The following is a 21,962-nucleotide window of genomic DNA, read 5'->3' as shown; positions in this document are numbered from 1 at the left end:
TGAGGTGCTTGGAATGCTTCTTACTGTGGGAGCGGGCTTGCTCGCGAAAGCGGTGTGTCAGTCAATATGGATGGCGACTGACACGACGCCTTCGCGAGCAAGCCCGCTCCCACAGGGGATTTTTGATGTCTGTCAGGACGGGGTCGGGTGCAGGTCGCAATTGCGTCCGGCCTTGGCCAGTTGACCGGGCACTTCATGGCCCAGCAGCGCCGGCAAGCCTCGGGACAGTTTCAGCAGCAACGGCAAATCGATGCCGGTGTGAATGCCGATTTCATCGCACAGGTTGACCAGGTCTTCGGTGCAGATGTTGCCCGAGGCTCCCGGTGCAAACGGGCAACCGCCGAGCCCGCCCAGCGCGGCGTCGAAGCGTCGGGCACCGGCCTCGTAGGCAGCGAGGACGTTGCATAGGCCCAGGCCACGGGTGTTGTGGAAATGCAGTGTCAGGTCCGCCGGCGCAACCCGTTGCAACACCCGGCGCACCAGTCGATCCACTTGCCGTGGATTGGCCATGCCGGTGGTGTCGGCCAGGGTGATGCCTTGGATGCCGAGTTCCTGATAGGCCTCGACGATCTGCAACACGCGATCCTCATCGATCTTGCCCTCGAACGGACAACCGAACGTGGTGGCGATGCTGCCGTTAAGCCGCACCTGCGTGCCGCCGACGTAGTGCACGATTTCGCCGAACGCCGCCAACGAGTCTTCGCAACGCATGCGCATGTTGGCCAGGTTGTGGGTCTGGCTGGCGGACATCACCAGGTTCAGCTCATCAGCCTGTGTCGCCAGCGCCCGTTGTGCGCCTTTGAGGTTGGGGATCAGCGCGACATAGATCACGCTGGGCTGCCGAGTGATGCCCTTGAACACCAGCTCACCGTCGCGCAATGCCGGAATGGCTTTCGGCGAGACGAACGAACCGGCCTCGATACGACTGAACCCGGCCAGCGACAGTTGATCGATCAGCGCGATCTTGTCGACGGTTTCAACCCAGGTCGGCTCGATCTGCAAACCGTCCCGCGGCGAGACTTCCTGGACGATCAGCGTCTCGGAAAAGTCAGTAATCATTGCACCACCCCTTCGGCTTTCAGCCGTTCGATGTCAGCACCGGTCAGGCCCAACCCGGCGAGGATGCCGTCGGTGTGCTGGCCCAGTTGCGGCCCGGACCAGTTCACACCGCCGGGGGTTTCCGAGAGTTTCGGCACGATGCCCGGCATCTTCACCGTGGCGCCGCCGGGCAGGTCGGCGTTGAGCAGCATGTCCCGCGCCTGATAGTGCGGATCGGCGACGATATCGGCCACGGAATAGATGCGCCCGGCCGGGACTTCGGCGGCTTCGAGGGCCGACAGCACGTCGTTGATCGGCAGGCTGCTGGTCCAGTGGGTGATCGCGGCGTCGAGCACATTGCTTTTCAAGGCACGCCCGTCGTTGTGGGCGAATTCCGGCGCGTCAGCCAGATCGCTGCGACCGATCACATTCATCAAGCGCTTGTAGATCGGGTCGCTGTTGCCGGCGATCACCACATAAGCGCCATCCGCCGTCAGGTAAGTGTTGGACGGTGCGATGCCCGGCAACGCGCCGCCGCTGCGTTCGCGGATATGGCCCTGCATGTCGTATTCCGGCACCAGGCTTTCCATCACGTTGAACACGCTTTCGGCCAGTGACACATCGACCACTTGTCCGCCGCCCTGCCCGGTCTTGACCCGCAGCAACGACATCAGCGCGCCGATCACCGCGTGCAGCGACGCCAGTGAGTCACCGAGGCTGACGCCGACCCGGGCCGGTGGCGAACCGGGGGTGCCGGTGGTGTAGCGAATCCCGCCCATGGCCTCGCCGATGGCGCCGAAACCCGGACGGTCGCGGTAAGGGCCGGTCTGGCCATAGCCGGAGATGCGCACCAGGGTCAGGTTGGGGTTGAGGGCGTGCAACACGTCCCAGCCCAGGCCGAGTTTTTCCAGGGCTCCGGGGCGCAGGTTTTCGATCAGCACGTCGGCGCTGGTCGCCAGTTGCTTGACCAGTTCGATGCCTTCAGGGGATTTCAGATTCAGCGCCAAGGACTTCTTGTTGCGCGATTGCAGGTACCACCACAGCGAGGTGCCCTCGTGCAGCTTGCGCCATTTGCGCAGGGGATCGCCCTGGCCCATGGCTTCGATCTTGATCACCTCGGCACCGAACTCGGCGAGCATGCGCGCGGCAAACGGCGCAGCGATCAGCGTGCCGATCTCGATTACTTTGATTGCACTCAAGGGGGCAGTCATCGCGGGGTACCTCTTGTTCTTGGAATATGTGCCAAGGCTAGAGGACCGGGGGGTGGGGAATCCAACCTTCAGTTGGCAAGGGGTGTTCGTGAAACGCGAACGCTCTGAAAGATTGTCGCGACCTCAGGACCGTCTTCGCGAGCAGGCTCGCTCCCACAGGGGGATTTCCTGCGTGGACAAAATCTACATTCACTGAAGATCAATTGTGGGAGCGAGCCTGCTCGCGAAGAGGCCAGCCCATTCAATACACATTTGTCAGGACTCCCCACGCAACTGCTCAAACAACATCCGACTCACCGGCGACAACCCCGCCTCATCCCGCACCACCAGAATCAACGCCCGATCCGACCACTCATCGGTCAACGGCACCGCATGCAACCCCAGCGCGCGTCCGAACAATTCATAGGCTTTCTGCGGCAAAATCCCGATGCCCATGTTCGCCTGGACCATCCGGCACATCGCATCAAACCCCGGCACATGAATCCGCAACCGCAGCACTTTGCCCGCCTTGCGCGCCGCCGCGTGGGTGCGCATGTTGATCGAACTGGCGGCATGCAAACCGACATAGTCGCTGCCCAGCGTGTCGGCAAACGCCAGGGTTTCGCGGCCAGCCAGGGGATGCTCCGCTGGCATCAACACCACCAGTTTGTCCTGGCGATAGAGCACGCTGTGCAACCCCTTGACGTCGCTGTCGCTGGAACAAATCCCGAGGTCCGCCACGCCGTCGAGCACGCCTTGAATCACCCCGCTGCTGGGCCTTTCCTCAAGGTCAGTCTTCACTTGCGGATGACGCTCGGAAAAGTCCCGCAGGTCTTCCGGCAAGAACTGAATGATCGCCGACAGATTCGCCAGCATCCGCACATAACCGCGAATCCCGTGGCTGTGCTCGCCCAGTTCCAGGCCCATTTTCTCGACATTGAACAGCATCTGCCGGGCATGGTGCAGCAAGGTTTCACCGGCCGCCGTCAGGGTCATGCCCTTGGCCTGACGCACGAACAGACTGATGCCGAATGCTTCCTCCAACTCCATCAAACGCTTGCTGGCCGCCGACACCGCGATGGCCTCACGGGTGGCGGCACGGGTCAGCGTGCCCTCTTCGTGAACGGCGACGAACAGTTGGAGGGTGATCAGGTCGAGACGGCGGATCAGGCTTTTTTGCAGCATGGGAGGCTCGATGACTTGGGTTCGGCTGAGTCGGCAGGATAGCCCGATTTTGGCCTACAGCCTCACAACACACCTTCCTACACATAAATCTCTTGAAACACTCAACCCTGCCGGAATCGGCCGATTCAATGCTTCCGCCGCCCTCTGTAAAGTCTGGAAACACACACGGACCGCTTCATCAACCAAGGAAAGGCACGCTCACATGGACCAGACAACACACACGCAAAACACCTTCACCAACTATCGAAAACTGATCGCGCTGGCGGATCACGATTGGGAAACCGCCGAAGCCGGGAAAGTCGCCGGACTCAACGTCGACATCCGCAGCGCCAACCGCATGGTTGATCAATACGGGCGGGTATTTCATCACTTCTGCACCACCTCTTACCTGGGCCTGGATCACCATCCCGATCTGCTCAAGGGCGCCATGAGCACATTGTGGGAAACCGGCACCCTGCGCGTCGCCAACTCGAAAAATCGCTGCAAACTGGCGATTCTGGATCAGTACGAAACCGAGCTGTCCGAGCTGTTCGGCACCCGTTGCCTCAGCACCCTGTCGTGCAGCGCGGCGAGCGCCGGGATCCTGCCGTTGCTGGCCAGCGGCGTCTTCACCGAAAACCGTCCTCCTGTCATGGTGTTCGACCGCTTGGCGCATTACTCGATGAATCACCTCAAAGCTGCGTGTGCGGACGAAACCAGAGTCGTGACGTGCCCGCATAACGACATGGATTTCCTGGAACAACAGTGTCAGCAAAACACCACGGTCGCGTACGTGGCCGATAGCGCCTACAGCATGGGTGGGGTGGCGGACATGGACAGTCTGTTGTACCTGAAGGATCGCTATGGGCTGTTTCTCTACCTGGACGATTCCCACGCCCTTTCCGCTGTCGGAAAATTCGGCGCCGGTCTGGCTCGCCCCCGGTTTCAGGCCCTTGATGATGACTGCCTGATCGTCGCGTCACTGGGCAAGTCGTTCGGTGCCAGTGGCGGCGTGGTCATGCTTGGCAGCGAACGCCAGAAGAAGCTGATTCAGCGTTACGGTGGCCCAAGCAATTGGTCGCAGAGCCTCAACAGCGCAGCCATTGGTGCCGGCCGGGCTTCGATCAAGCTGCACCACACTCCGGAATTCGCCGCGTTGCAGGAAAAACTTCAGGTTAATATCCAGCTCTTTGACAGCCTGATCCACACCGAACAGCACGGCAGCAACATGGCGATCCGCCTGATCCGCTGTGGCGAAGCGGCGCTCGCCAACAGCCTGGCGACCGAACTGGCCAATCTCGGGTTCTTCACCTCGGCGGTGTTTTTCCCGGTGGTTGCGCAAGGTCAGGCGGCCATCCGGATTACGTTGCGCGCTGACATGGAAGCCACGTTGATTCGCCACTTTTGTGAACTCATCACCGAGCTTTTGCGCACTCACGGTCGGGACGTCAACTGCTGAACCCAGGGAAGATTCCATGAAAAGCACCACCACCCTCCTCGTCACCTGCAGCACGGTTTTTCTCGCGCAACTGGGCATGAGCATTTACCTGCCGGCACTGCCGGAGATTGCCCGGCATTTGTCCGCCGAGCCATCGCAGGTGTCCTGGGGGTTGGCGGTGTACCTGATCGGCATGGCGCTGCCGATGTTGTTCTGGGGCAGCCTTGGCCAGCGAATCGGGCGTAAACCGGTGCTGCTCGCGGCACTCGGCATCTATGGCCTGGGCAACCTGGTCCTGCCCTTGAGTCAGACGCTGGAGTCCTTCCTGTGTTTTCGACTGATTCAGGGCATTGGCGCCAGCGGGATTTCGGTGATGGCCCGGGTGTTGATCCGCGACAGTTTTCGCGGTGATCTGCTGGCCAAGGCGCTGTCCTGGATTTCGATTTCCTTCGTGGTGGCGTTGGGGATTGGCCAGTATTTGGGGTCGATCATTCAAGTCGCCTTAGGCTGGCCCGCGATCTTTTACCTGTTGGGCGGCGTGAGCGTTTTGCTGGCCGTGATCGTGGCGCAGGTCACTTTCCCGGTACTGACAGAGGAGAATGCTCAGTCATCTGCGTGGCAAAGCTACTGGCGCATCCTTCGTCATAAAGCGTTCCTGCTGCCAGCCCTCGCCGGTGGCCTCGGTTACGGAGTGATCATCGCATTCAACAGCGCAGCGCCATTGATTCTGCAAGGACCGTTCAACTGGTCCGCCGTGGAATACGGATTGCTGGGCTGGCCAATCAGTGCAGCGTATTTCCTCGGAGCGCTGGGCGTGAATCGCTTCGTGCTGCGAACCGGTCAGCATTGGCTGATGACTTTAGGCGTTGGGCTGGTGCTGGCCGGCTGCGGCGTGATGTTGCTGGGGAGTCTGGCGGGGACATCGGTGGCGCTGCTGTTCTGGCTGCCCTACTGCTTTGCGGTGCTCGGCCAGTCGTTGAATTATCCGATCAGCCTGTCGCTGGCCAACGACGGTTCACCGGTCGGCGGTGCCTATGCGATGGCACTGAGCGGTTTCATTCATCAACTGATGGCCGCCGTCATTGGCGGCATCGCCAGCCTGATCGCCAGTCAACAGGCGTGGCCGTTGTCGTTGCTGTGCACCTTGCTGGCCCTGGGCGCGATGCTCTGCGTGAAGCTCGCGCCGGGTCGCAAAACCGTTTAGAACGCGCTGCGGAAAATCTCCTCGATCTGCCGTTGATCCGCCGCGCGCGGGTTTGTCAGGCCACACGCGTCTTTGAGGGCGTTGGTGGCGAGGATCGGGATGTCGTTGAGCTTGGCGCCGAGGTCACGCAAGCCGCCGGGGATTTCCACGTCCCTGGCCAAACTGCGAATCGCCGTGATGGCCGCTTGCGCGCCCTCTTCCGGGCTGAAGCCACGAATGTCCGCGCCCATGGCGTGGGCCACGTCGGTCAGACGATCGGCGCAGACCAGCGCGTTGAAGCTCTGCACATGTGGCAACAACACTGCGTTGCACACGCCGTGGGGCAAGTCGTAGAAACCGCCCAACTGGTGGGCCATGGCGTGGACATATCCCAGCGAAGCGTTGTTAAACGCCATGCCGGCGAGGAACTGCGCGTAAGCCATGTTTTCCCGGGCAGCCATGTCGCTGCCATCGCGCACGGCCAGACGCAGGTTGTTGCTGATCAGGGTGATGGCTTTCAGTGCGCAGGCGTCGGTGATCGGGTTGGCGGCGGTGGAAACGTAGGCTTCGATGGCGTGGGTCAGCGCGTCCATGCCGGTGGCGGCGGTCAGGCTTTTGGGCATCGCGACCATCAGCGCCGGGTCGTTGACCGACAGCAACGGCGTAACGTTGCGATCAACGATGGCCATTTTCACGTGGCGCGATTCGTCGGTGATGATGCAGAAACGCGTCATCTCGCTGGCGGTGCCGGCCGTGGTGTTGATCGCGATCAGCGGCAGTTGCGGCTTCTCGGATTGATCGACGCCTTCATAGTCGCGGATCTGCCCGCCGTTGGTCGCACACAGGGCGATGCCTTTGGCGCAGTCGTGGGGCGAACCGCCGCCCAGCGACACCACGAAATCACAGCGACTTTCCTTGAGCAGGCCCAGGCCACGCTCAACGTTGGCGATGCTCGGGTTGGGCTTGGCGCCGTCGAAAATCACCGAATCAATGTCCAGCACCGCCAGTTTCTCGGCAATCATCGCCGCCACGCCGGCCTTGGCCAGACCGGTGTCGGTGACGATCAGCGCCTTGCGAAAACCGTACTTGCGAATGGCGTCCATGGCTTCGTCGAGGCAACCGATGCCCATGATGTTCACGGCGGGGATGAAAAACGTGCTGCTCATGAGCGAATCTCCTGCGAGGGGCCGAATCGATAGCTCCAATTCAGCGGATGAACACAGGATCGACCGATCGGTCACGGCGCATGTTGATCTGGCTCAACCCCCGGTCGTGATAAAGTCGCCGCCCATCCGACCTTTCGCTTTTGAGACGACCAACGCAATGACCGATTTCCAGGATGTTGATGCCCAACTTGAAGACTGGAACGCCTTGCGCACCACCGCTTCGTTCAGCGGCCTGCTGCTGGGCAACGGCGCCAGCCGCGCGGTGTGGGATGACTTTGGCTACGACTCGCTGTTCGAAAATGCGCGCACCGTCGAAGAAAAACCCCTGAGCCAATCCGAGCTGAGTGTGTTCGATGCGATGCAGACCCGCAGCTTCGAGCAGGTCCTCAGCGCGCTGAAAATCACCAGCCGCGTCAACAAGGCCCTGGCCGTCAGCTCCGCCGCGCCGCGCAATCGCTACTACGCAATCAAGGAAGCGCTGATCAACACCGTGCACGCGGTGCACATTCCTTGGCGACTGGTGGTGCCGTCGACGTTGGCGACGATCAACCGGGAACTGGCCAACTATCAGACGGTGTTCACCACCAATTACGATTTGCTCGGTAACTGGGCGATCCAGCACCAGCCTGATGCGATCACCGACCTGTTTCACGGCACGGAGCCTAGCTTCGACTTGAGCGCCAGCGCGACCGACAAACCGCGTTTGCTGTACCTGCACGGTGGTCTGCACCTGGTGCGCAATCAGGACGGCACCGCGCGCAAATTGATGTCGACCGAGGGCACATTGCTCGGCAGTTTCGCGATCAACAACACGATCAAGACCCTGGATGACGTGCCGCTGTTCGTCAACGAAGGCCCGGCCCAGGACAAACTCAAGACCATCCGCAGTTCGGATTATTTGTCGTTTTGCTATGACCAGTTATTGGGGCATGGCGAGGGGTTGTGCATCTTCGGGCATGCGCTGGGCGAGCAGGACAGCCACATCATCCACGCGTTGCGCCAGGCAAAACCGAAGGTGGTGGCGGTGTCGATTTATCCGCGAACCAAGGCATTTATCCAGCACCAGAAGCGGCATTACGCGAAGGTGTTTGAGGGGACGGGGGTTGAGTTGAGGTTTTTTGATTCCAAGACTCATGGGCTCGGCAGTCCGACGCTGGCCGTGCCCGTGGAGCGTTAAGATTTAACAACTGGGTCAGTCTTTAAGGTTACCCTGTACTATCACATTTGGAATGGAACTTTGTACGATATATAATGAAGCCAAATTATTACCACGCAAGTCATTTTTCTTGAGAGTAGCTTGCGCGTCATCTCCTATAAAAATACCACGCTTACCGTTTTTATTTATGACATTGTTATTCAAGGTAGGATTCGCCTGATCCTTTACCAGAAACCCGTTATTCTTATTCGAAAAAATCTCATTCTCCTCAAACAGACCACCCCCACCCTCATAGCAATACACCCCTCCCTGTTTATTATCATGAATTTTGTTTCGATAACAAACAGGCTTACTGCCCTCACCTACTAAAACACCTGCGTATGCATTAGTATGAATATCATTCCGCCGTAACTGCGGCGCACTGTCACCTTCAACTAACACTCCCGCCCGACCATTACCAAAAATCTCATTATCTTCTATCGAACCTAGACCACAAGCACTCACTAAAACCCCATGCTTTTTGGACTCGTACAAACGATTGCGACGAATCACCGGACCACCATCGTCCTTAATAATCACTGCTACGGTACCATTCCCAAAAACTTCATTATCTTCAAACAAACCATATCCCTGTTCAAAAATATATATCCCACTTTGTTTAGATTCAAAAATACGATTACGCCGAAACGTTGGATTAGCTCCCGCTTTTACAGCTACATTTGAGAAGAAATTCCCAAAAATCTCATTATCCTCGAATGTACCTGAACTACCTTCACGTATCAAAACACCGGATTGCCCACAACTGTGAATTTTGTTGCGTCGAAATTGGGGCGAAGCACCCGAACGCACAGAAACCCCAGAAAGCTTTTTACTGGTTATATCGCAACCATCTACATCCAGACGGCCTTGAGAGATATCAATACAAAAATATTTCTCACTTCCCATCTGACGTAATACGAGATTTGAAAGTCTGCCCATAGTGCTATGAAATCTGACCGTTGTGGCATTCTTCGACTCGATTACTACCTCTCCGATTGGTCCATCACCAATAATCTCCAGAGGTTTATCAATCACAATAGCCTCCTGATAAGTTCCCGGCCTAACCAGTATCTGATCTCCAGCCTTAGCAACTTTCAACGCTTCAGATATTGTTGTGAAATGACCTCGATGAAGAGCATCAACAATATGCGTAGGCGGCTCTGACCTATTTTCTATTTTGTGGGACCTTAGTTGGGCATGACTCACATCCGGCTCGACACCGGACTCAAATTTCGCCTCGACCTCGTCAACATCTTCAGTTACTGTTACTATCGGTTTCTGAAAATTTACATCCCGCTCCATCGCCTCAACAATTTGTTGAGCCATTCGGTTGAAGGTCCGCCACATTTCTGGATTAGTGAAAGGCTCAAATCTCATATCTCTCCAATCAATACGATTACGAGTATGAATAATTTGCGCTAAAGGGTCCTGCAACCTCTTTTCCTCATCCTCCAGAACACCACATGTAACATAATAAACTGGAAATATCAGATCATTGCGACCCAATTTTTTCTCTCTAACTAAAAAACGTTCTAACTCCTCGCGACATGCCGAACTCTTAAAAAAGCCCGCCGTTATGATAGGAATAAGAAAAGTTGCACCATCAATAGTGTCATCAATACGCTGCTTCCACTCCTGCCCCCAGGTAATATTTTTGCGGTCCTGGAAAATCTCGAAGTGCTCTCCAGTATGCATGCGCACTTCACCACTCAAGCGCTTACAAAACTCAGTCAATCTTCCATTTTCGTGCTCATCGACAAAACGCACATAACTCATAAATCCAATCGGTTGCTTACTCATATCACGCTACTTGGTCGTTCAGTATTTATCAGCAACCCGTACGGCTGGGTTCCTTCCCTTTTTGCACGACACTTCAGGCGCGCTTGAGACGGTCGACAGAAAAAAGCCCATCCACACATCGAATTTTTCAAAATTGGAACGATACTAATGTGCCACCACCCTGTCCACCCGAAACCTGACTCACTCTTCCGAGCTATGCACCACCACCAACAACTGCGCCTGAACCTCCCCCACTGAGCGTATCCGATGCGGTTTCTGCGCATTGAAGTGCAGCGCATCCCCGCGATTGAGCAGCACCCGCTCGTTCATGAAGTCCACTTCCACCTGCCCTTCGTGGACGAACAGAAACTCCTCCCCCAAATGTTCCTTGAAGGTCTTGTCGGTGAATTCCTTCGGCGGGTAGATGATGAACGGCAGCAGGCTGCGTTCACTGACCTGATGCGCCAGCACCGCGTAACCGGGGCTGTGGTCGTTGGCGGCCAGGGATTGGCGCTCGTCGCTGCGCACCAGGCTGTAGCTGTCGAGGCTGATGTTGTCTTCGGAGAACAACTCCTCGACCTTCACGTTCAACGCCTTGGCCAGTTTCAGCGCAGCCGCGATCGACGGGGTGTTCAGCCCGCGCTCGACTTTCGACAGATAACTCTTGGTCATGCCGGACTTTTCGGCCAAGGCCTCCAAGGTCACGCCAAGTTTTTTCCTGAGTAATTTCAAACGGATAGACATGCGAAGCGATTAATCCATCAAGGAGCCGACGATTTGTGCTTGCCAATGACACAAAGTGTCATATAGCCTCTTTAGTGTCATTTGCATTCACCCACGACCTTGCAAGCAACGGGTAAAACGCAAACCCGACGTCCGTTGAACCAGCCAAAGGACACCGATATGGCCAAGACCTTAGCACTCCCCAAAGACCAACTGGTCAAGCAAGCGCTGATCCAGATGCAAAACACCCTGGCGGATAATACGTGGACCGACCGGCAAAAGCTGGCCCTGACCTGCCGCATCCTGTTCGAGAATGGTCACGACTCCGGCCTGGCCGGGCAAATAACCGCCCGAGGCCCGCAACCTGGCACCTATTACACTCAGCAACTGGGCCTGGGTTTCGATGAAATCACCGCCGGCAATCTGTTGCTGGTCAACGAAGATCTGGAAGTGCTTGAGGGCCACGGCATGCCGAACCCGGCCAACCGTTTCCACAGTTGGGTGTACCGCGCCCGGCCGGATGTGAACTGCATCATTCACACACACCCGACTCATGTGGCCGCGTTGTCGATGCTTGAAGTGCCGTTGCAGGTTTCGCACATGGACCTGTGCCCGCTCTACGAAGACTGCGCATTTCTTGAAGCCTGGCCCGGTGTGCCGGTGGGCAATGAAGAAGGCGACATCATTGCCGGCGCGCTCGGCGACAAACGCGCGATCCTGCTTTCCCACCACGGCCAGTTGTCCACCGGCGCGAGCATCGAAGAAGCCTGTGTGATTGCGCAACTGATCGAACGCGCGGCGAAGTTGCAGCTGCTGGCCATGAGCGCCGGGACGATCAAACCGATCCTGCCGGAGCTGGGTCGCGAAGCCCATGACTGGATTTCCAAATCGAAACGCCACGCCGCCGCGTTCAACTACTACGCTCGGCAGAACCTGCGCCAACACGCCGATTGCCTGAACTGATCTCATTCATTTTCAAAAGGAGCGACCCCATGTCGACCCCAACCATTCACGGCATCATCGGCTACACCATCACCCCGTTCACCGCCAATGGCGAAGGTGTCGATCTGCAGGCGCTCGGGCGTTCCATCGACCGCCTGATCGACAGCGGCGTCCACGCCATCGCGCCGCTGGGCAGTACCGGCGAAGGCGCTTACCTGAGCGACGCCGAGTGGGATCAGGTCAGCGAATTCAGTATCCAGCACGTCGCGAAACGCGTGCCGACCATCGTCAGCGTGTCCGACCTGACCACTGCCAAAGCGGTGCGCCGCGCGCGTTTCGCCGAAGCTCATGGCGCCGATGTGGTGATGGTGCTGCCAGCGTCCTACTGGAAACTCAGCGAAGCGGAAATCCTCGCCCACTACCGCGCCATCGGCGAGAGCATCGGCGTGCCGATCATGCTCTACAACAACCCGGCCACCAGCGGCACGGACATGTCGGTGGAGTTGATCCTGCGGATTTTCAACGCTGTGGAAAACGTCACGATGGTCAAGGAAAGCACCGGCGACATCCAGCGCATGCACAAGCTGCAACTGCTCGGCGAAGGTCAGGTGCCGTTCTACAACGGTTGCAATCCACTCGCGCTGGAAGCGTTTGCCGCCGGGGCGAAAGGCTGGTGCACGGCGGCGCCGAACCTGATCGCGCAGCTCAATCTGGATTTGTATGCAGCGGTGTTGGCCAATGATTTGGGCAAGGCGCGTGAGTTGTTCTATCGCCAATTGCCGCTGCTGGACTTCATCCTCAAGGGCGGCTTGCCGGCGACGATCAAGGCCGGGTTGCGCATGACCGGGCTGGAAGTGGGTGATCCACGGCTGCCGGTGTTTCCGTTGAGTGAGGCGGGTTGCGGGCAGCTTCAAGGATTGCTGAAAGCACTGCGCTGATTTCAATACATACATAGAACCAATGTGGGAGCGAGCCTGCTCGCGAAAGCAATCTGACATTCAGCATATTTGTCGAATGTTAAGCAGCCTTCGCGAGCAGGCTCGCTCCCACAGGGGGATTTGTGTTGGGGTTCAAAGCACCGGCAACGTCTTGTCCTTGATCACCGTCGTCGGCCCGTTCGCCTTGACGCTGGCGATGCCCTTCTCCCGCGCAGCGTCCGAGGAATACGCTTCGCTGCTGCCAATCACCTCGTGATTACCCGCCTTGAGGTTGAAGTAAGGATGACCATCCTTGGTGGTCTTTTTCTCGTAGCGTTCATCCAGCGGACTGTTTTTCTGCACGGCGGCAATCCCGCCCTCGGCAGCGGCGCGGGTGGTGTAGTGCTCGCTGTTCAGAATGATTTCGGCATTCGCCGCTTTCAGCACAAAGCGAAACTGCCCGATGCTGGTTTTGCTCAACTCATACCATCCAGACATGGTGCTTCTCCTGTCGATTGATCCAGTCAAAGTTGCCTGACAGTAAAGACCCTCCACACGGTTTAGCCACTTCTTGAGATTAGCCCTCACGTGCCAGAAGACAAATAGCAATAATTCTCGATATCATCCGCGACTTTCTGCACCGCGCTTCGTCGAGAAGGATATCCATGCCTCGCCTCACGCCCGACCCGTTGTCGGCTGACTCCTTTCGCCGGTTCTACGGGGACATCCTGCATTACCTGCGCAAACGCACGGATAACCCCAGCGACGCGGCGGACATGACCCAGGACGTGTTCACCCAATGGCTCGACTACGGCGACCGCGCCAAGGTCGAACAACCACGGGCATTTCTGTTCCAGATGGCACGTAACCTGCTGCGCGATCACTGGCGTCGGCAGAAGGTGCGACACATCGTGCAGCCCCATCACGAGGCAGACCCGGAACCCGTTTCCGACGACCAGCATGACCCATTGGCCGGCGCGCAACGCCTGCAACGTCTGGAGCAACTTAAAGGTGTTCTCGCCGAACTCTCGCCGCGCCGTCGAGAAGCCCTTATGCTGCACCGCTTTGAAGGCCTGAGTCAGGCACAGATTGCCGAGCGCATGGGCATTTCCCTGAGCATGGTGGAAAAGCACATCGCCTTCGCCCTGTTGCATTGCAAGCAACGCCTGGACCACAAGAACGGCACGGAGCAGCCAGAATGAATCCCCGACACGAGATCGACAGCGATCTGCCGGATGACGGCATCGACGCCCAGGCCGCGAGCTGGTTTGTGCGCAATCGCCAGGAAGATGGCAACGCCGATCGCCAGGCCTTCGAGCTGTGGATGAACGAGCCTGAACACGCCAAGGCCTACCGGGCGTTCGAAGAATTGTGGGCCGACCTCGCTGAACTCCAGCAACAGAACAAACCGGTGCCGCTGATTGTGCAGCGCAAACCGAATGCCTGGCGCCCGGCCCTGGCTGTTGCCGCGGCACTGGTGTGTGCGGTGCTGGCGTTCAGCCTCGGCACGCCCCATGGCGTCTATCAAGACCAGATTGCAGCCCAAGCCAAAGGTGCACGCACCTTCAATCTGCCCGACGGCAGCACCTTGTCGGTCAACGCCAACACCCGGCTGCGCATCGCATTCGATGGGCAGCAGCGGCAGATTTATCTGGATCAAGGCCAGATCTATCTTGAAGTGGCGCCCGACAAAGAGCGCCCACTGTGGGTGCATACCGGCGAATCGACGGTGCGGGTGGTCGGCACCGGTTTTGATGTGCGGCGCACCGACAAACAAGTAGTGGTGAGCGTCGCCCATGGCCAGGTCGCGTTTGCCCCCGACAGCAAGACGCAAACCCTGCTCGGCGCGCAGCAGCAGGCCTCGCTTGACCTGGCCAGCGGCACCCTGCAACAACAATCCCTGACTGACGGGCAAGTCGCCGACTGGCGCAGCGGCCACCTGTCGTTTCGCAATCGCGAACTGGCCAGCCTGATCGACGAGTTGAACCTCTATCGTGCGCGGCCGGTGCTGTTGGCCGAGGGAAAACTGGGGCGTTTCAAAGTCTCCGGCAACCTCGATGTGAATGATCCCGATGCCTTGCTTAACGCACTCCCGGCGCTACTCCCGGTGAAAACCGTCGCCCTCGCCAACGGTCAGATCCGAATCGAAGCGCGCTGAAAAACCTCACATGAGAATATTTTTCATTCGCATGTGAGGTTTTTTTTGCCTGCCGCGTCTTCCTCCGGTCTGCGTTGTGTACGCAGACCTTTTTGGCCTTTTTCGCCGCCCTGGGGGATTCAATGTTTCGCGTGTCTTCGTCCTATCCGCTCGCCTGCCTTCGCCCGACCCTGCTCGCCGCCTGCCTGTCGCTGAGCCTGCAAGCCCACGCCGAGTCGATCAATCTGCACCTGCCGGCGCAATCGCTGGCCACGTCGTTGAGCCAGATTGCTCGACAAGCGAACATCCAGTTGCTGTTCGACGAAGCTCAATTGCGCAACCTCAAGGCCCCGGCCATTGATGGCGATTACAGCGCCGAAGCGGCGATTCGGCAGTTGCTCGGCAACAGCCAATTCGGCCTGATCAAGATCAATCAGACCTACGTTGTGCGTCCCGAAGAACCGGTGACCAGCAGCAGCGACGGGATTCAACTCGACGCCTTGAGCGTGATCGGCAGCGGCACCGAGGTCGATTCCAGCACCGTCGGCCGCTCGACCCTGACCCAGGCCGACATCGACCGCCACCAGCCGAGCAACATCCCCAGCCTGCTGGCGACCCTGCCCGGCGTGAGCATGGGCGGCTCGATGAAACCCGGCGGCCAGACCATCAATATCTGGGGCCTGGGCGATGCAGAGGACGTGCCGCTGACCGTGGACGGCGCGACCAAAAGTGGCTTCGAACGCTACCAGCAAGGCACGATTTTCATCGAGCCGGAGCTGATCAAACGCATCGAAGTGGAGAAAGGCCCGCACTCGATGCTCACCGGCAACGGCGGTTTCGGCGGCACCGTGCACATGGAAACCAAGGACGCCCCGGACCTGTTGCAAGAGGGCCGCAACAGCGGCGCGATGATCAAATACGGCTACGCCAGCAACGATCATCAACAGACCTACAGCGGCGCGGTGTTTGGCCGTACAGATGACGGTCGCGCCGATGCGCTGGTGTACCTGACCAAGCGCGATGGCGACGACATGAAACTCGCCGGCACCCCACCGGACCCGGACCACAGCTACCCGATCAATCCCCAGCGCCTGCCCAACAGCGCCCAGGATCTGGACGGTCAGTTGCTCAAATTCAATCTGCACCTCACTGATGAACACAGCGTCGGCCTGTCGTATTCGCGCTCCCAAAGCGAGCGCTGGACGCCCTTTTCGTCCGCCAGCTACCCGACGCCGCCGACCCAGTCGAACATCAAACAGTACGGTTACGAAAATGCCTTGCGGCGTTTTCTGGCCAACCGCGAAACCATCGACACCACCTGGTCGACCAAGTACCAGTACCAGCCGCTGGACAACCGCTTGATCGACTTCAAGCTCAGCTACTCGGAGTCCAACACCGACCAGACCGACGAGCGCGATGCCACGGCGTTTTTCCAGACCGCCACCGGCGGGCGCAAGATGGACACCGCGTATAAGGACCGGATTGTCGAGGCGAGCAACATCAGCCTGTTCGACACCGGCGTCCTGGCGCACGCGGTGACCAGCGGCATCCAGATCCGCAAGCACAGCCGCGACACAGAGATGTGGATGCCGGGCAAAACCTACGACGTGCCGAAGTACAACTACGGCTACTTCCAGCCGAGCTTCATGCCCCAGGGCAAAGTCGACACCCACAGTGCTTACCTGCAAGACGCGATCACATTGGGGGATTTCACCCTCACGCCGTCCGTGCGCTACGACCATGTGCGTAACCGTGGCGAGGCCAACGATGCGCCGTATTACAACAACCCGGACCCGGCGATCGGCCACGATTACAGCGACCGCACCTACACCGGTTGGTCGCCACGGCTGTCGGCATTCTGGCGGGTCACGCCGGACGTCGGGTTCTTCGTCGACTACAGCAAGACCTGGCGCGCGCCGGTGATCGACGAGCAGTACGAAGTCCAGGGACTCGGCAGCCGCACTGCCACCAGCGTCGACCTCGATCCGGAACGCATCACCGGTTGGCGCGCCGGTAACATCAGCAACTTTGCCAACGTGTTCCAGGACCACGACAACGTACAGATCCGCACCACGTTGTTCCGCAACAAGATCGACGACGAGATCTTCAAGGCCACTGGCGTCGGCTGCGAAAACCAGGCGATCAAGGGCGGCACCATCGCCACGGACTGCCAAGGCTCGGGCGCGATGAGCAACTACCGCAATATCGGCGGGCTGACGATCAAGGGCTTCGAAGTGGAAAGTTTCTACGACTCGACGTACCTGTTCGGCTCGCTGTCCTACTCGTGGATGACCGGTAAGCACGAAGGCGCCTACACCAATCCTTGGGGCCCGGACGTTTGGGTGCGCGACGTGCCGCCACCGAAATGGATCGCCGTATTAGGCGTGAAGATCCCGAGTTGGGATGCGCAGGTCGGTTGGCAGGGTGAGTTTGTGCGTAAGTCCGACCGCTTGCCGAGTGACAACTATGGTTCGGGCAAAAATACGGTGGGTGATGTGTTTTATGACCAGTACGCCAACGATCGCTACAACGTGCAGGGTTTGTTTGCGAATTGGAAACCGCAGCAGGCTTATTTGAAAGGGACGGAGGTGAATCTGACCGTCGATAATCTGTTCAATGAGGATTATCGACCGGCGTTGAGCGGGGATCGGGCGTATAGCCAGGGGAGGAATGCCAAGGTGAGTGTGACGCGGTTCTTCTGATCCAGAATAGATGTCGCCTGGCCTGGCGCCTTCGCGGGCAAGCCCGCTCCCACAGTGGATCTCAGTGTGATCACAATTTTGTGTACACCAAAGAAACCCTGTGGGAGCGGGCTTGCTCGCGAATGGGTCACCACGGTCGAACCTATTTCACCGCCGTGCGCACCACCGACAACTCCGGCGCAACCACCCGCCGCTGACTCAAATACCGCATACAACTCACCCGCAGGAACGAAGCAAAATTCACCACTTCCCCGCGATAGTCCATCACCTCTTCATACAGCTTGGCGATCAACTGGTTGGTGGTCATGCCGTCGACTTCGGCGATTTCGCTGAGGATGTCCCAGAACTGATTTTCCAGCCGCAGGGTGGTGACCACCCCGCAGATGCGCAGCGAGCGGGAGCGCGATTCGTAGAGGATCGGATCGGCTTTGACGTAGAGCTCGCACATGGAAACGTCCCTCGTTACAGCGTGATTTTGGTGCCCAGCAAACCGAGGAAACCGGCGAGCCAGCTCGGGTGCGCCGGCCAGGCTGGAGCAGTGGCCAGATTGCCTTGAACGTGGCCTTCCGTCACCGGGATATCGATGAACGTACCACCAGCGAGGCGAACTTCCGGCGCGCAGGCGGGATAAGCGCTGCACTCGCGACCTTCAAGAATCCCCGCCGCAGCGAGCAATTGCGCACCGTGGCATACGGCCGCGATCGGCTTGCCGGCCTTGTCGAAATCTCGCACCAGCTCCAGGACTTTTTCGTTCAGGCGCAGGTACTCCGGCGCACGGCCGCCCGGCACCAGCAGCGCGTCGTAGTCGGCGGCTTTTACCTTGGCGAAGTCGAAGTTCAGGGCAAACAGGTGACCGGGTTTTTCACTGTAGGTCTGGTCGCCTTCGAAGTCATGGATCGCGGTGCGCACGGTCTGGCCGGCGCTCTTGTCCGGGCACACGGCGTGCACGGTGTGCCCGACCATCAGCAGCGCCTGGAACGGTACCATCACTTCGTAGTCTTCGACGTAATCGCCGACCAGCATCAGAATTTTCTTGGCAGCCATGGGGAGGACTCCTCTGGGAATACGTGGGCGTGCAGGAGTATTCAAGGTAGTCCTTAATCGGCATGGCAGGTAATACCCGAGTACTACGCCGATCACACGTAGGAGCTGCCGAAGGCTGTGAACTTTTGATCTTGATCTTCAGCGATTCAGGAAAAGATCAAGATCAAGGTCAGGATCAAAAGATCGCAGCCTTCGGCAGCTCCTACGTTGCGAGGATTACTCGCAACTGTACGCCTAACTCTGCGCCTAGCTGTAACAGAGCAACCCCCGCGATTTATGGCTAGATGAACCCACGTCCAATCATCCCTGAATCCTGGTTACCCTCATGTCCTCGCGCGAAAACACCGGCATGGCCCTCGGCCTGCTTGGCGTCGTCATTTTCAGCCTCACCCTGCCCTTCACACGGATCGTCGTGCAGGAAATCCATCCACTGCTCAATGGCCTGGGCCGTGCGTTGTTTGCGGCGGTGCCGGCGGCGTTGCTGTTGCTGTGGCGACGGGAAAAGTGGCCGACCTGGAAACAGGTCAAGGGTCTGACGCTGGTGATCGCCGGGGTGATTCTCGGTTTCCCGGTGTTGTCAGCCTGGGCGATGCAGACCTTACCGGCGTCCCACGGTGCACTGGTCAACGGCTTGCAACCGCTGTGCGTGGCGCTGTACGCCGCGTGGTTATCGCATGAACGCCCGTCGAAAGCCTTCTGGGTCTGCGCCGCGCTGGGCAGTGCGTTGGTGCTCGGGTATGCGTTGATCAGCGGCGCCGGCAGCATTCAGGCCGGTGATTTGCTGATGCTCGGGGCGATTGCCGTGGGTGGCCTGGGTTACGCCGAGGGTGGCCGATTGGCGAAAGAGATGGGCGGCTGGCAGGTGATCTGCTGGGCGCTGGTGCTGTCGACGCCGTTGCTGATCGGCCCGGTGACGTACCTGGCGTTGCAGCATCAGGGCGAGATTTCGGCCAAAACCTGGTGGGCGTTTGGTTACGTTTCGCTGTTTTCGCAGTTCATCGGGTTCTTTGCCTGGTACGCCGGATTGGCGATGGGCGGGATTGCGCGGGTCAGTCAGATTCAATTGCTGCAGATCTTCTTCACGATTGCGTTCTCGGCATTGTTCTTCGGGGAACACATCGAGCCGATTACCTGGCTGTTTGCGGCTGGGGTGATTGTGACGGTGATGCTGGGCCGCAAGACAGCGGTCAAACCCGCGCAGGTGGCCACGGCATAAAGCAAAATCAAAAGATCGCAGCCTTCGGCAGCTCCTACATTTGGACGGCGTACACCTGTAGGAGCTGCCGAAGGCTGCGATCTTTTAGGGATTAGCTCAGATAACCGTCAGCCCGCAGCAACGTTTCCAGGCAATGCTCAGTGATCTGATAGAAATCCTTCAATTCCTGAATCTTCACCAACAACTGCGCCGGGTCCACCGGTTCGGCGCGTTTGACCGCCAGGATCATTTTGTTCTTGTTGGTGTGGTCCAGTGAGATGAACTCGAACACCTTGGTCTCGTAGCCGCAGGCCTCAAGGAACAACGCGCGCAGGCTGTCGGTAACCATTTCCGCCTGCTGGCCCAGGTGCAGACCGTATTGCAGCATCGGCTTGAGCAGCGCCGGGCTCTGGATTTGCAGGCGGATCTGTTTGTGGCAGCACGGCGAGCACATGATGATCGAGGCGCCGGAACGGATGCCGGTGTGAATCGCGTAGTCGGTGGCGATGTCGCAGGCATGCAGGGCGATCATCACGTCCAGCTCGCTCGGCGCGACGCTGCGCACGTCGCCGCACTTGAACACCAGCCCCGGATGTTCCAGCTTCGCCGCAGCGGCGTTGCACAGGTTAACCATCTCTTCGCGCAGCTCGACGCCGGTGACTTCGCCTTCAGCGTTCAGGGTGTTGCGCAGGTAGTCGTGGATCGCGAACGTCAGGTAACCCTTGCCCGAGCCGAAATCCGCCACCCGCACCGGTTTATCCAGCGCCAGCGGCGAAGTGGTCAGGGCATGACTGAAGACTTCGATGAACTTGTTGATCTGCTTCCACTTGCGCGACATCGCCGGGATCAGCTCGTGCTTGCTGTTGGTCACGCCCAGATCAGCGAGGAACGGCCGGCTCAGGTCGAGGAAGCGGTTTTTCTCACGGTTATGCTCGGCGGACGGTACTTCGCGCAATTGCTGGGGTTTGCTCTTGAACAGCGAAGATTTGCCCTTTTTGCTGTATTCGAGCTGGGCTTCGTCGGTCAGGGACAGTAAATGCGCATTTTTGAACGACTCCGGCAACAGCGCGGCGATGGTCGCCACGCCTTCGGCAAGCGGGAAATTCTTGGTGATGTCGCGGGTTTTGTAGCGGTAGACGAAGGACAGGCAAGGCTGATCCTTGACCGTGAGCTGCTTGATGATCAGCCGCTGCAAATCCACTTCGGCGCCGACGTACTTGGCCAGCACCAGTTTGATGAAGGCGTTGGCGTCGAGGCTGGTTTGCAGCAGATCGATGAACTGGGCGTGGTGATCCGGCGCGAGGCTGGCGGGAGTGGCGGTAACGGACATGGGCAAAACGGCCTCGGGCGGTGCGAATCGGGGAATGGCGGGTATTTTAGGGGGGATGGGGTGCGAGGGCACGGGTAATTTCCCGAACGGTGCAGAATCAAAAGATCGCAGCCTTCGGCAGCTCCTACGCTGAACGCATTCCCCTGTAGGAGCTGCCGAAGGCTGCGATCTTTTGATCTAACCCAACACCACCAACCGATTCGGCAATTCGTTCCTCACCTGCGTCACCGGCACATGCACCTTCAGCAACTCGCCGCACGCTTCGATACAGGTCACAAACCCCTGCAACGTCTGCCCCTGCTTCACCTGTTGGGTGAACGCCGCGACGATCGCCTCCCAGTTCTTGTTATCCAGGCGCTTGGAAATCCCTTCATCCACCAGGATTTCCACATAGCGCTCAGCCTCGCAGACAAAAATCAGCATGCCCGTGCTACCGACGGTGTGGTGCAGGTTCTGCTCCAGAAATTGTCGGCGCGCCAGGTTCGACGCACGCCAATGCCGAACCCGGCGCGGGACCAGATGGGTGGTGACTTTGGGAATGCGGAACACCAGGCACAGCACGATAAAACTGGCCCATTGCACCAGCAACAGGCTGTGCATGGTCAGCACGCCGGTCAGGTAATGCACGACACCCGGCACCACCAGCGCCAGCAAACTGGCCCACAGCAGTGGAATGTACGCGTAGTCGTCGGCGCGGGCCGCGAGCACGGTGACCAGTTCGGCATCGGTATCGCGCTCGACCCGGGCAATCGCCTCGGCGACTTTGCGTTGTTCGTGTTCAGTCAGTAATGCCATGTTTAGAAATGCCTGCTCATTATT

Annotated in this window: 20 protein-coding genes; 9 read left to right on the top strand and 11 right to left on the bottom strand. The window is 58.7% G+C overall.

From position 1 onward, the window contains the following. Positions 1 to 132: 132 nt before the first annotated feature. The 3 genes from LOY68_RS07055 to LOY68_RS07045 all read right to left on the bottom strand — a co-directional run bounded on the left by LOY68_RS07055 (position 133) and on the right by LOY68_RS07045 (position 3,413). Positions 133 to 1,059 carry a hydroxymethylglutaryl-CoA lyase gene (locus tag LOY68_RS07055; protein ID WP_265043792.1) on the bottom strand — a complete coding sequence of 309 codons (927 nt, stop codon included), beginning with the start codon at positions 1,057 to 1,059 and terminating at the stop codon, positions 133 to 135. Next, a complete protein-coding gene (locus LOY68_RS07050) occupies positions 1,056 to 2,249 on the bottom strand; it encodes a CaiB/BaiF CoA transferase family protein (RefSeq protein ID WP_054046798.1) in 1,194 nt (397 codons plus the stop codon). The genes LOY68_RS07055 and LOY68_RS07050 overlap by 4 nt, the downstream gene beginning before the upstream one ends. Before the next feature lie 255 nt (positions 2,250 to 2,504). Further along, the gene (locus LOY68_RS07045) at positions 2,505 to 3,413 is read right to left on the bottom strand and encodes a LysR family transcriptional regulator (RefSeq protein WP_265043791.1); all 909 of its coding nucleotides are present in this window, start codon (positions 3,411 to 3,413) and stop codon (positions 2,505 to 2,507) included. Between the two features lie 202 nt (positions 3,414 to 3,615). Between LOY68_RS07045 and LOY68_RS07040 the strand changes: the two genes are divergently transcribed. Beyond that, positions 3,616 to 4,851, top strand: coding sequence for an aminotransferase class I/II-fold pyridoxal phosphate-dependent enzyme (locus tag LOY68_RS07040; RefSeq protein ID WP_265043790.1), 1,236 nt, complete (start codon positions 3,616 to 3,618; stop codon positions 4,849 to 4,851). 16 nt (positions 4,852 to 4,867) lie between these two features. Beyond that, positions 4,868 to 6,034, top strand: coding sequence for a multidrug effflux MFS transporter (locus LOY68_RS07035; protein WP_265043788.1), 1,167 nt, complete (start codon positions 4,868 to 4,870; stop codon positions 6,032 to 6,034). Here the strand turns inward: LOY68_RS07035 and yiaY are convergent. Continuing rightward, a complete protein-coding gene (gene yiaY / locus LOY68_RS07030; protein WP_163908897.1) occupies positions 6,031 to 7,179 on the bottom strand; it encodes an L-threonine dehydrogenase in 1,149 nt (382 codons plus the stop codon). The two genes, LOY68_RS07035 and yiaY, sit on opposite strands and share 4 nt — an antisense overlap. A gap of 157 nt (positions 7,180 to 7,336) precedes the next feature. Here yiaY and LOY68_RS07025 point away from each other — a divergent pair, with 157 nt between their 5' ends. Then, entirely contained in the window at positions 7,337 to 8,356 is a 1,020-nt protein-coding gene (locus tag LOY68_RS07025; RefSeq protein ID WP_265043787.1) for a DUF4917 family protein, read from the top strand. Positions 8,357 to 8,371: 15 nt separating this feature from the next. Here LOY68_RS07025 and LOY68_RS07020 read toward each other — a convergent pair whose 3' ends face one another. Together LOY68_RS07020 and LOY68_RS07015 are read right to left on the bottom strand one after the other, a co-directional pair. Beyond that, entirely contained in the window at positions 8,372 to 10,174 is a 1,803-nt protein-coding gene (locus tag LOY68_RS07020; protein WP_265043786.1) for a right-handed parallel beta-helix repeat-containing protein, read from the bottom strand. Positions 10,175 to 10,354: 180 nt separating this feature from the next. Then, positions 10,355 to 10,897 carry a helix-turn-helix domain-containing protein gene (locus tag LOY68_RS07015; RefSeq protein WP_265043785.1) on the bottom strand — a complete coding sequence of 181 codons (543 nt, stop codon included), beginning with the start codon at positions 10,895 to 10,897 and terminating at the stop codon, positions 10,355 to 10,357. Positions 10,898 to 11,056: 159 nt separating this feature from the next. Here LOY68_RS07015 and LOY68_RS07010 point away from each other — a divergent pair, with 159 nt between their 5' ends. Together LOY68_RS07010 and LOY68_RS07005 are read left to right on the top strand one after the other, a co-directional pair. After that, entirely contained in the window at positions 11,057 to 11,839 is a 783-nt protein-coding gene (locus LOY68_RS07010) for an aldolase (protein WP_265043783.1), read from the top strand. A gap of 29 nt (positions 11,840 to 11,868) precedes the next feature. Further along, a complete protein-coding gene (locus tag LOY68_RS07005; RefSeq protein ID WP_265043782.1) occupies positions 11,869 to 12,756 on the top strand; it encodes a dihydrodipicolinate synthase family protein in 888 nt (295 codons plus the stop codon). A gap of 132 nt (positions 12,757 to 12,888) precedes the next feature. Here the strand turns inward: LOY68_RS07005 and LOY68_RS07000 are convergent, their stop codons facing one another. Next, entirely contained in the window at positions 12,889 to 13,233 is a 345-nt protein-coding gene (locus tag LOY68_RS07000) for a YegP family protein (RefSeq protein WP_265043781.1), read from the bottom strand. 167 nt (positions 13,234 to 13,400) lie between these two features. On the opposite strand from LOY68_RS07000, the gene LOY68_RS06995 reads away from it, so the two are divergent. The 3 genes from LOY68_RS06995 to LOY68_RS06985 all read left to right on the top strand — a co-directional run bounded on the left by LOY68_RS06995 (position 13,401) and on the right by LOY68_RS06985 (position 17,574). Beyond that, complete coding sequence (locus LOY68_RS06995; protein WP_054046817.1) at positions 13,401 to 13,937, top strand: RNA polymerase sigma factor; 537 nt, start codon at positions 13,401 to 13,403, stop codon at positions 13,935 to 13,937. Further along, complete coding sequence (locus LOY68_RS06990) at positions 13,934 to 14,893, top strand: FecR family protein (protein ID WP_163908889.1); 960 nt, start codon at positions 13,934 to 13,936, stop codon at positions 14,891 to 14,893. The genes LOY68_RS06995 and LOY68_RS06990 overlap by 4 nt, the downstream gene beginning before the upstream one ends. 122 nt (positions 14,894 to 15,015) lie before the next feature. Next, entirely contained in the window at positions 15,016 to 17,574 is a 2,559-nt protein-coding gene (locus LOY68_RS06985; protein ID WP_265043780.1) for a TonB-dependent receptor, read from the top strand. A gap of 142 nt (positions 17,575 to 17,716) precedes the next feature. Here the strand turns inward: LOY68_RS06985 and LOY68_RS06980 are convergent, their stop codons facing one another. Both LOY68_RS06980 and LOY68_RS06975 read right to left on the bottom strand, forming a co-directional pair. Continuing rightward, on the bottom strand, positions 17,717 to 18,022 hold the full coding sequence (locus LOY68_RS06980) for a ribbon-helix-helix domain-containing protein (RefSeq protein WP_054046824.1): 306 nt from the start codon (positions 18,020 to 18,022) through the stop codon (positions 17,717 to 17,719). A gap of 14 nt (positions 18,023 to 18,036) precedes the next feature. After that, positions 18,037 to 18,618 (bottom strand): DJ-1/PfpI family protein, encoded by a 582-nt coding sequence (locus LOY68_RS06975; protein WP_054046826.1) that lies wholly within the window; start codon positions 18,616 to 18,618, stop codon positions 18,037 to 18,039. 325 nt (positions 18,619 to 18,943) lie between these two features. On the opposite strand from LOY68_RS06975, the gene LOY68_RS06970 reads away from it, so the two are divergent. Beyond that, positions 18,944 to 19,834: a DMT family transporter gene (locus LOY68_RS06970; protein WP_265043779.1), complete on the top strand. Its 891-nt coding sequence runs from the start codon at positions 18,944 to 18,946 to the stop codon at positions 19,832 to 19,834. A 91-nt stretch (positions 19,835 to 19,925) separates the two neighbouring features. Here LOY68_RS06970 and LOY68_RS06965 read toward each other — a convergent pair whose 3' ends face one another. Both LOY68_RS06965 and LOY68_RS06960 read right to left on the bottom strand, forming a co-directional pair. Further along, positions 19,926 to 21,143 carry a class I SAM-dependent methyltransferase gene (locus LOY68_RS06965; protein ID WP_265043777.1) on the bottom strand — a complete coding sequence of 406 codons (1,218 nt, stop codon included), beginning with the start codon at positions 21,141 to 21,143 and terminating at the stop codon, positions 19,926 to 19,928. 177 nt (positions 21,144 to 21,320) lie between these two features. After that, on the bottom strand, positions 21,321 to 21,938 hold the full coding sequence (locus tag LOY68_RS06960) for a TPM domain-containing protein (RefSeq protein ID WP_054046832.1): 618 nt from the start codon (positions 21,936 to 21,938) through the stop codon (positions 21,321 to 21,323). Positions 21,939 to 21,962 lie beyond the last annotated feature (24 nt).

This window comes from Pseudomonas sp. B21-053 (genome assembly GCF_026016365.1).
In the GTDB taxonomy this organism is placed as follows: Bacteria; Pseudomonadota; Gammaproteobacteria; order Pseudomonadales; family Pseudomonadaceae; genus Aquipseudomonas; species Aquipseudomonas nunensis.
The sequence above is the reverse complement of the archived record's forward strand: the minus strand, read 5'-3'. Positions and strand labels throughout refer to the sequence as shown.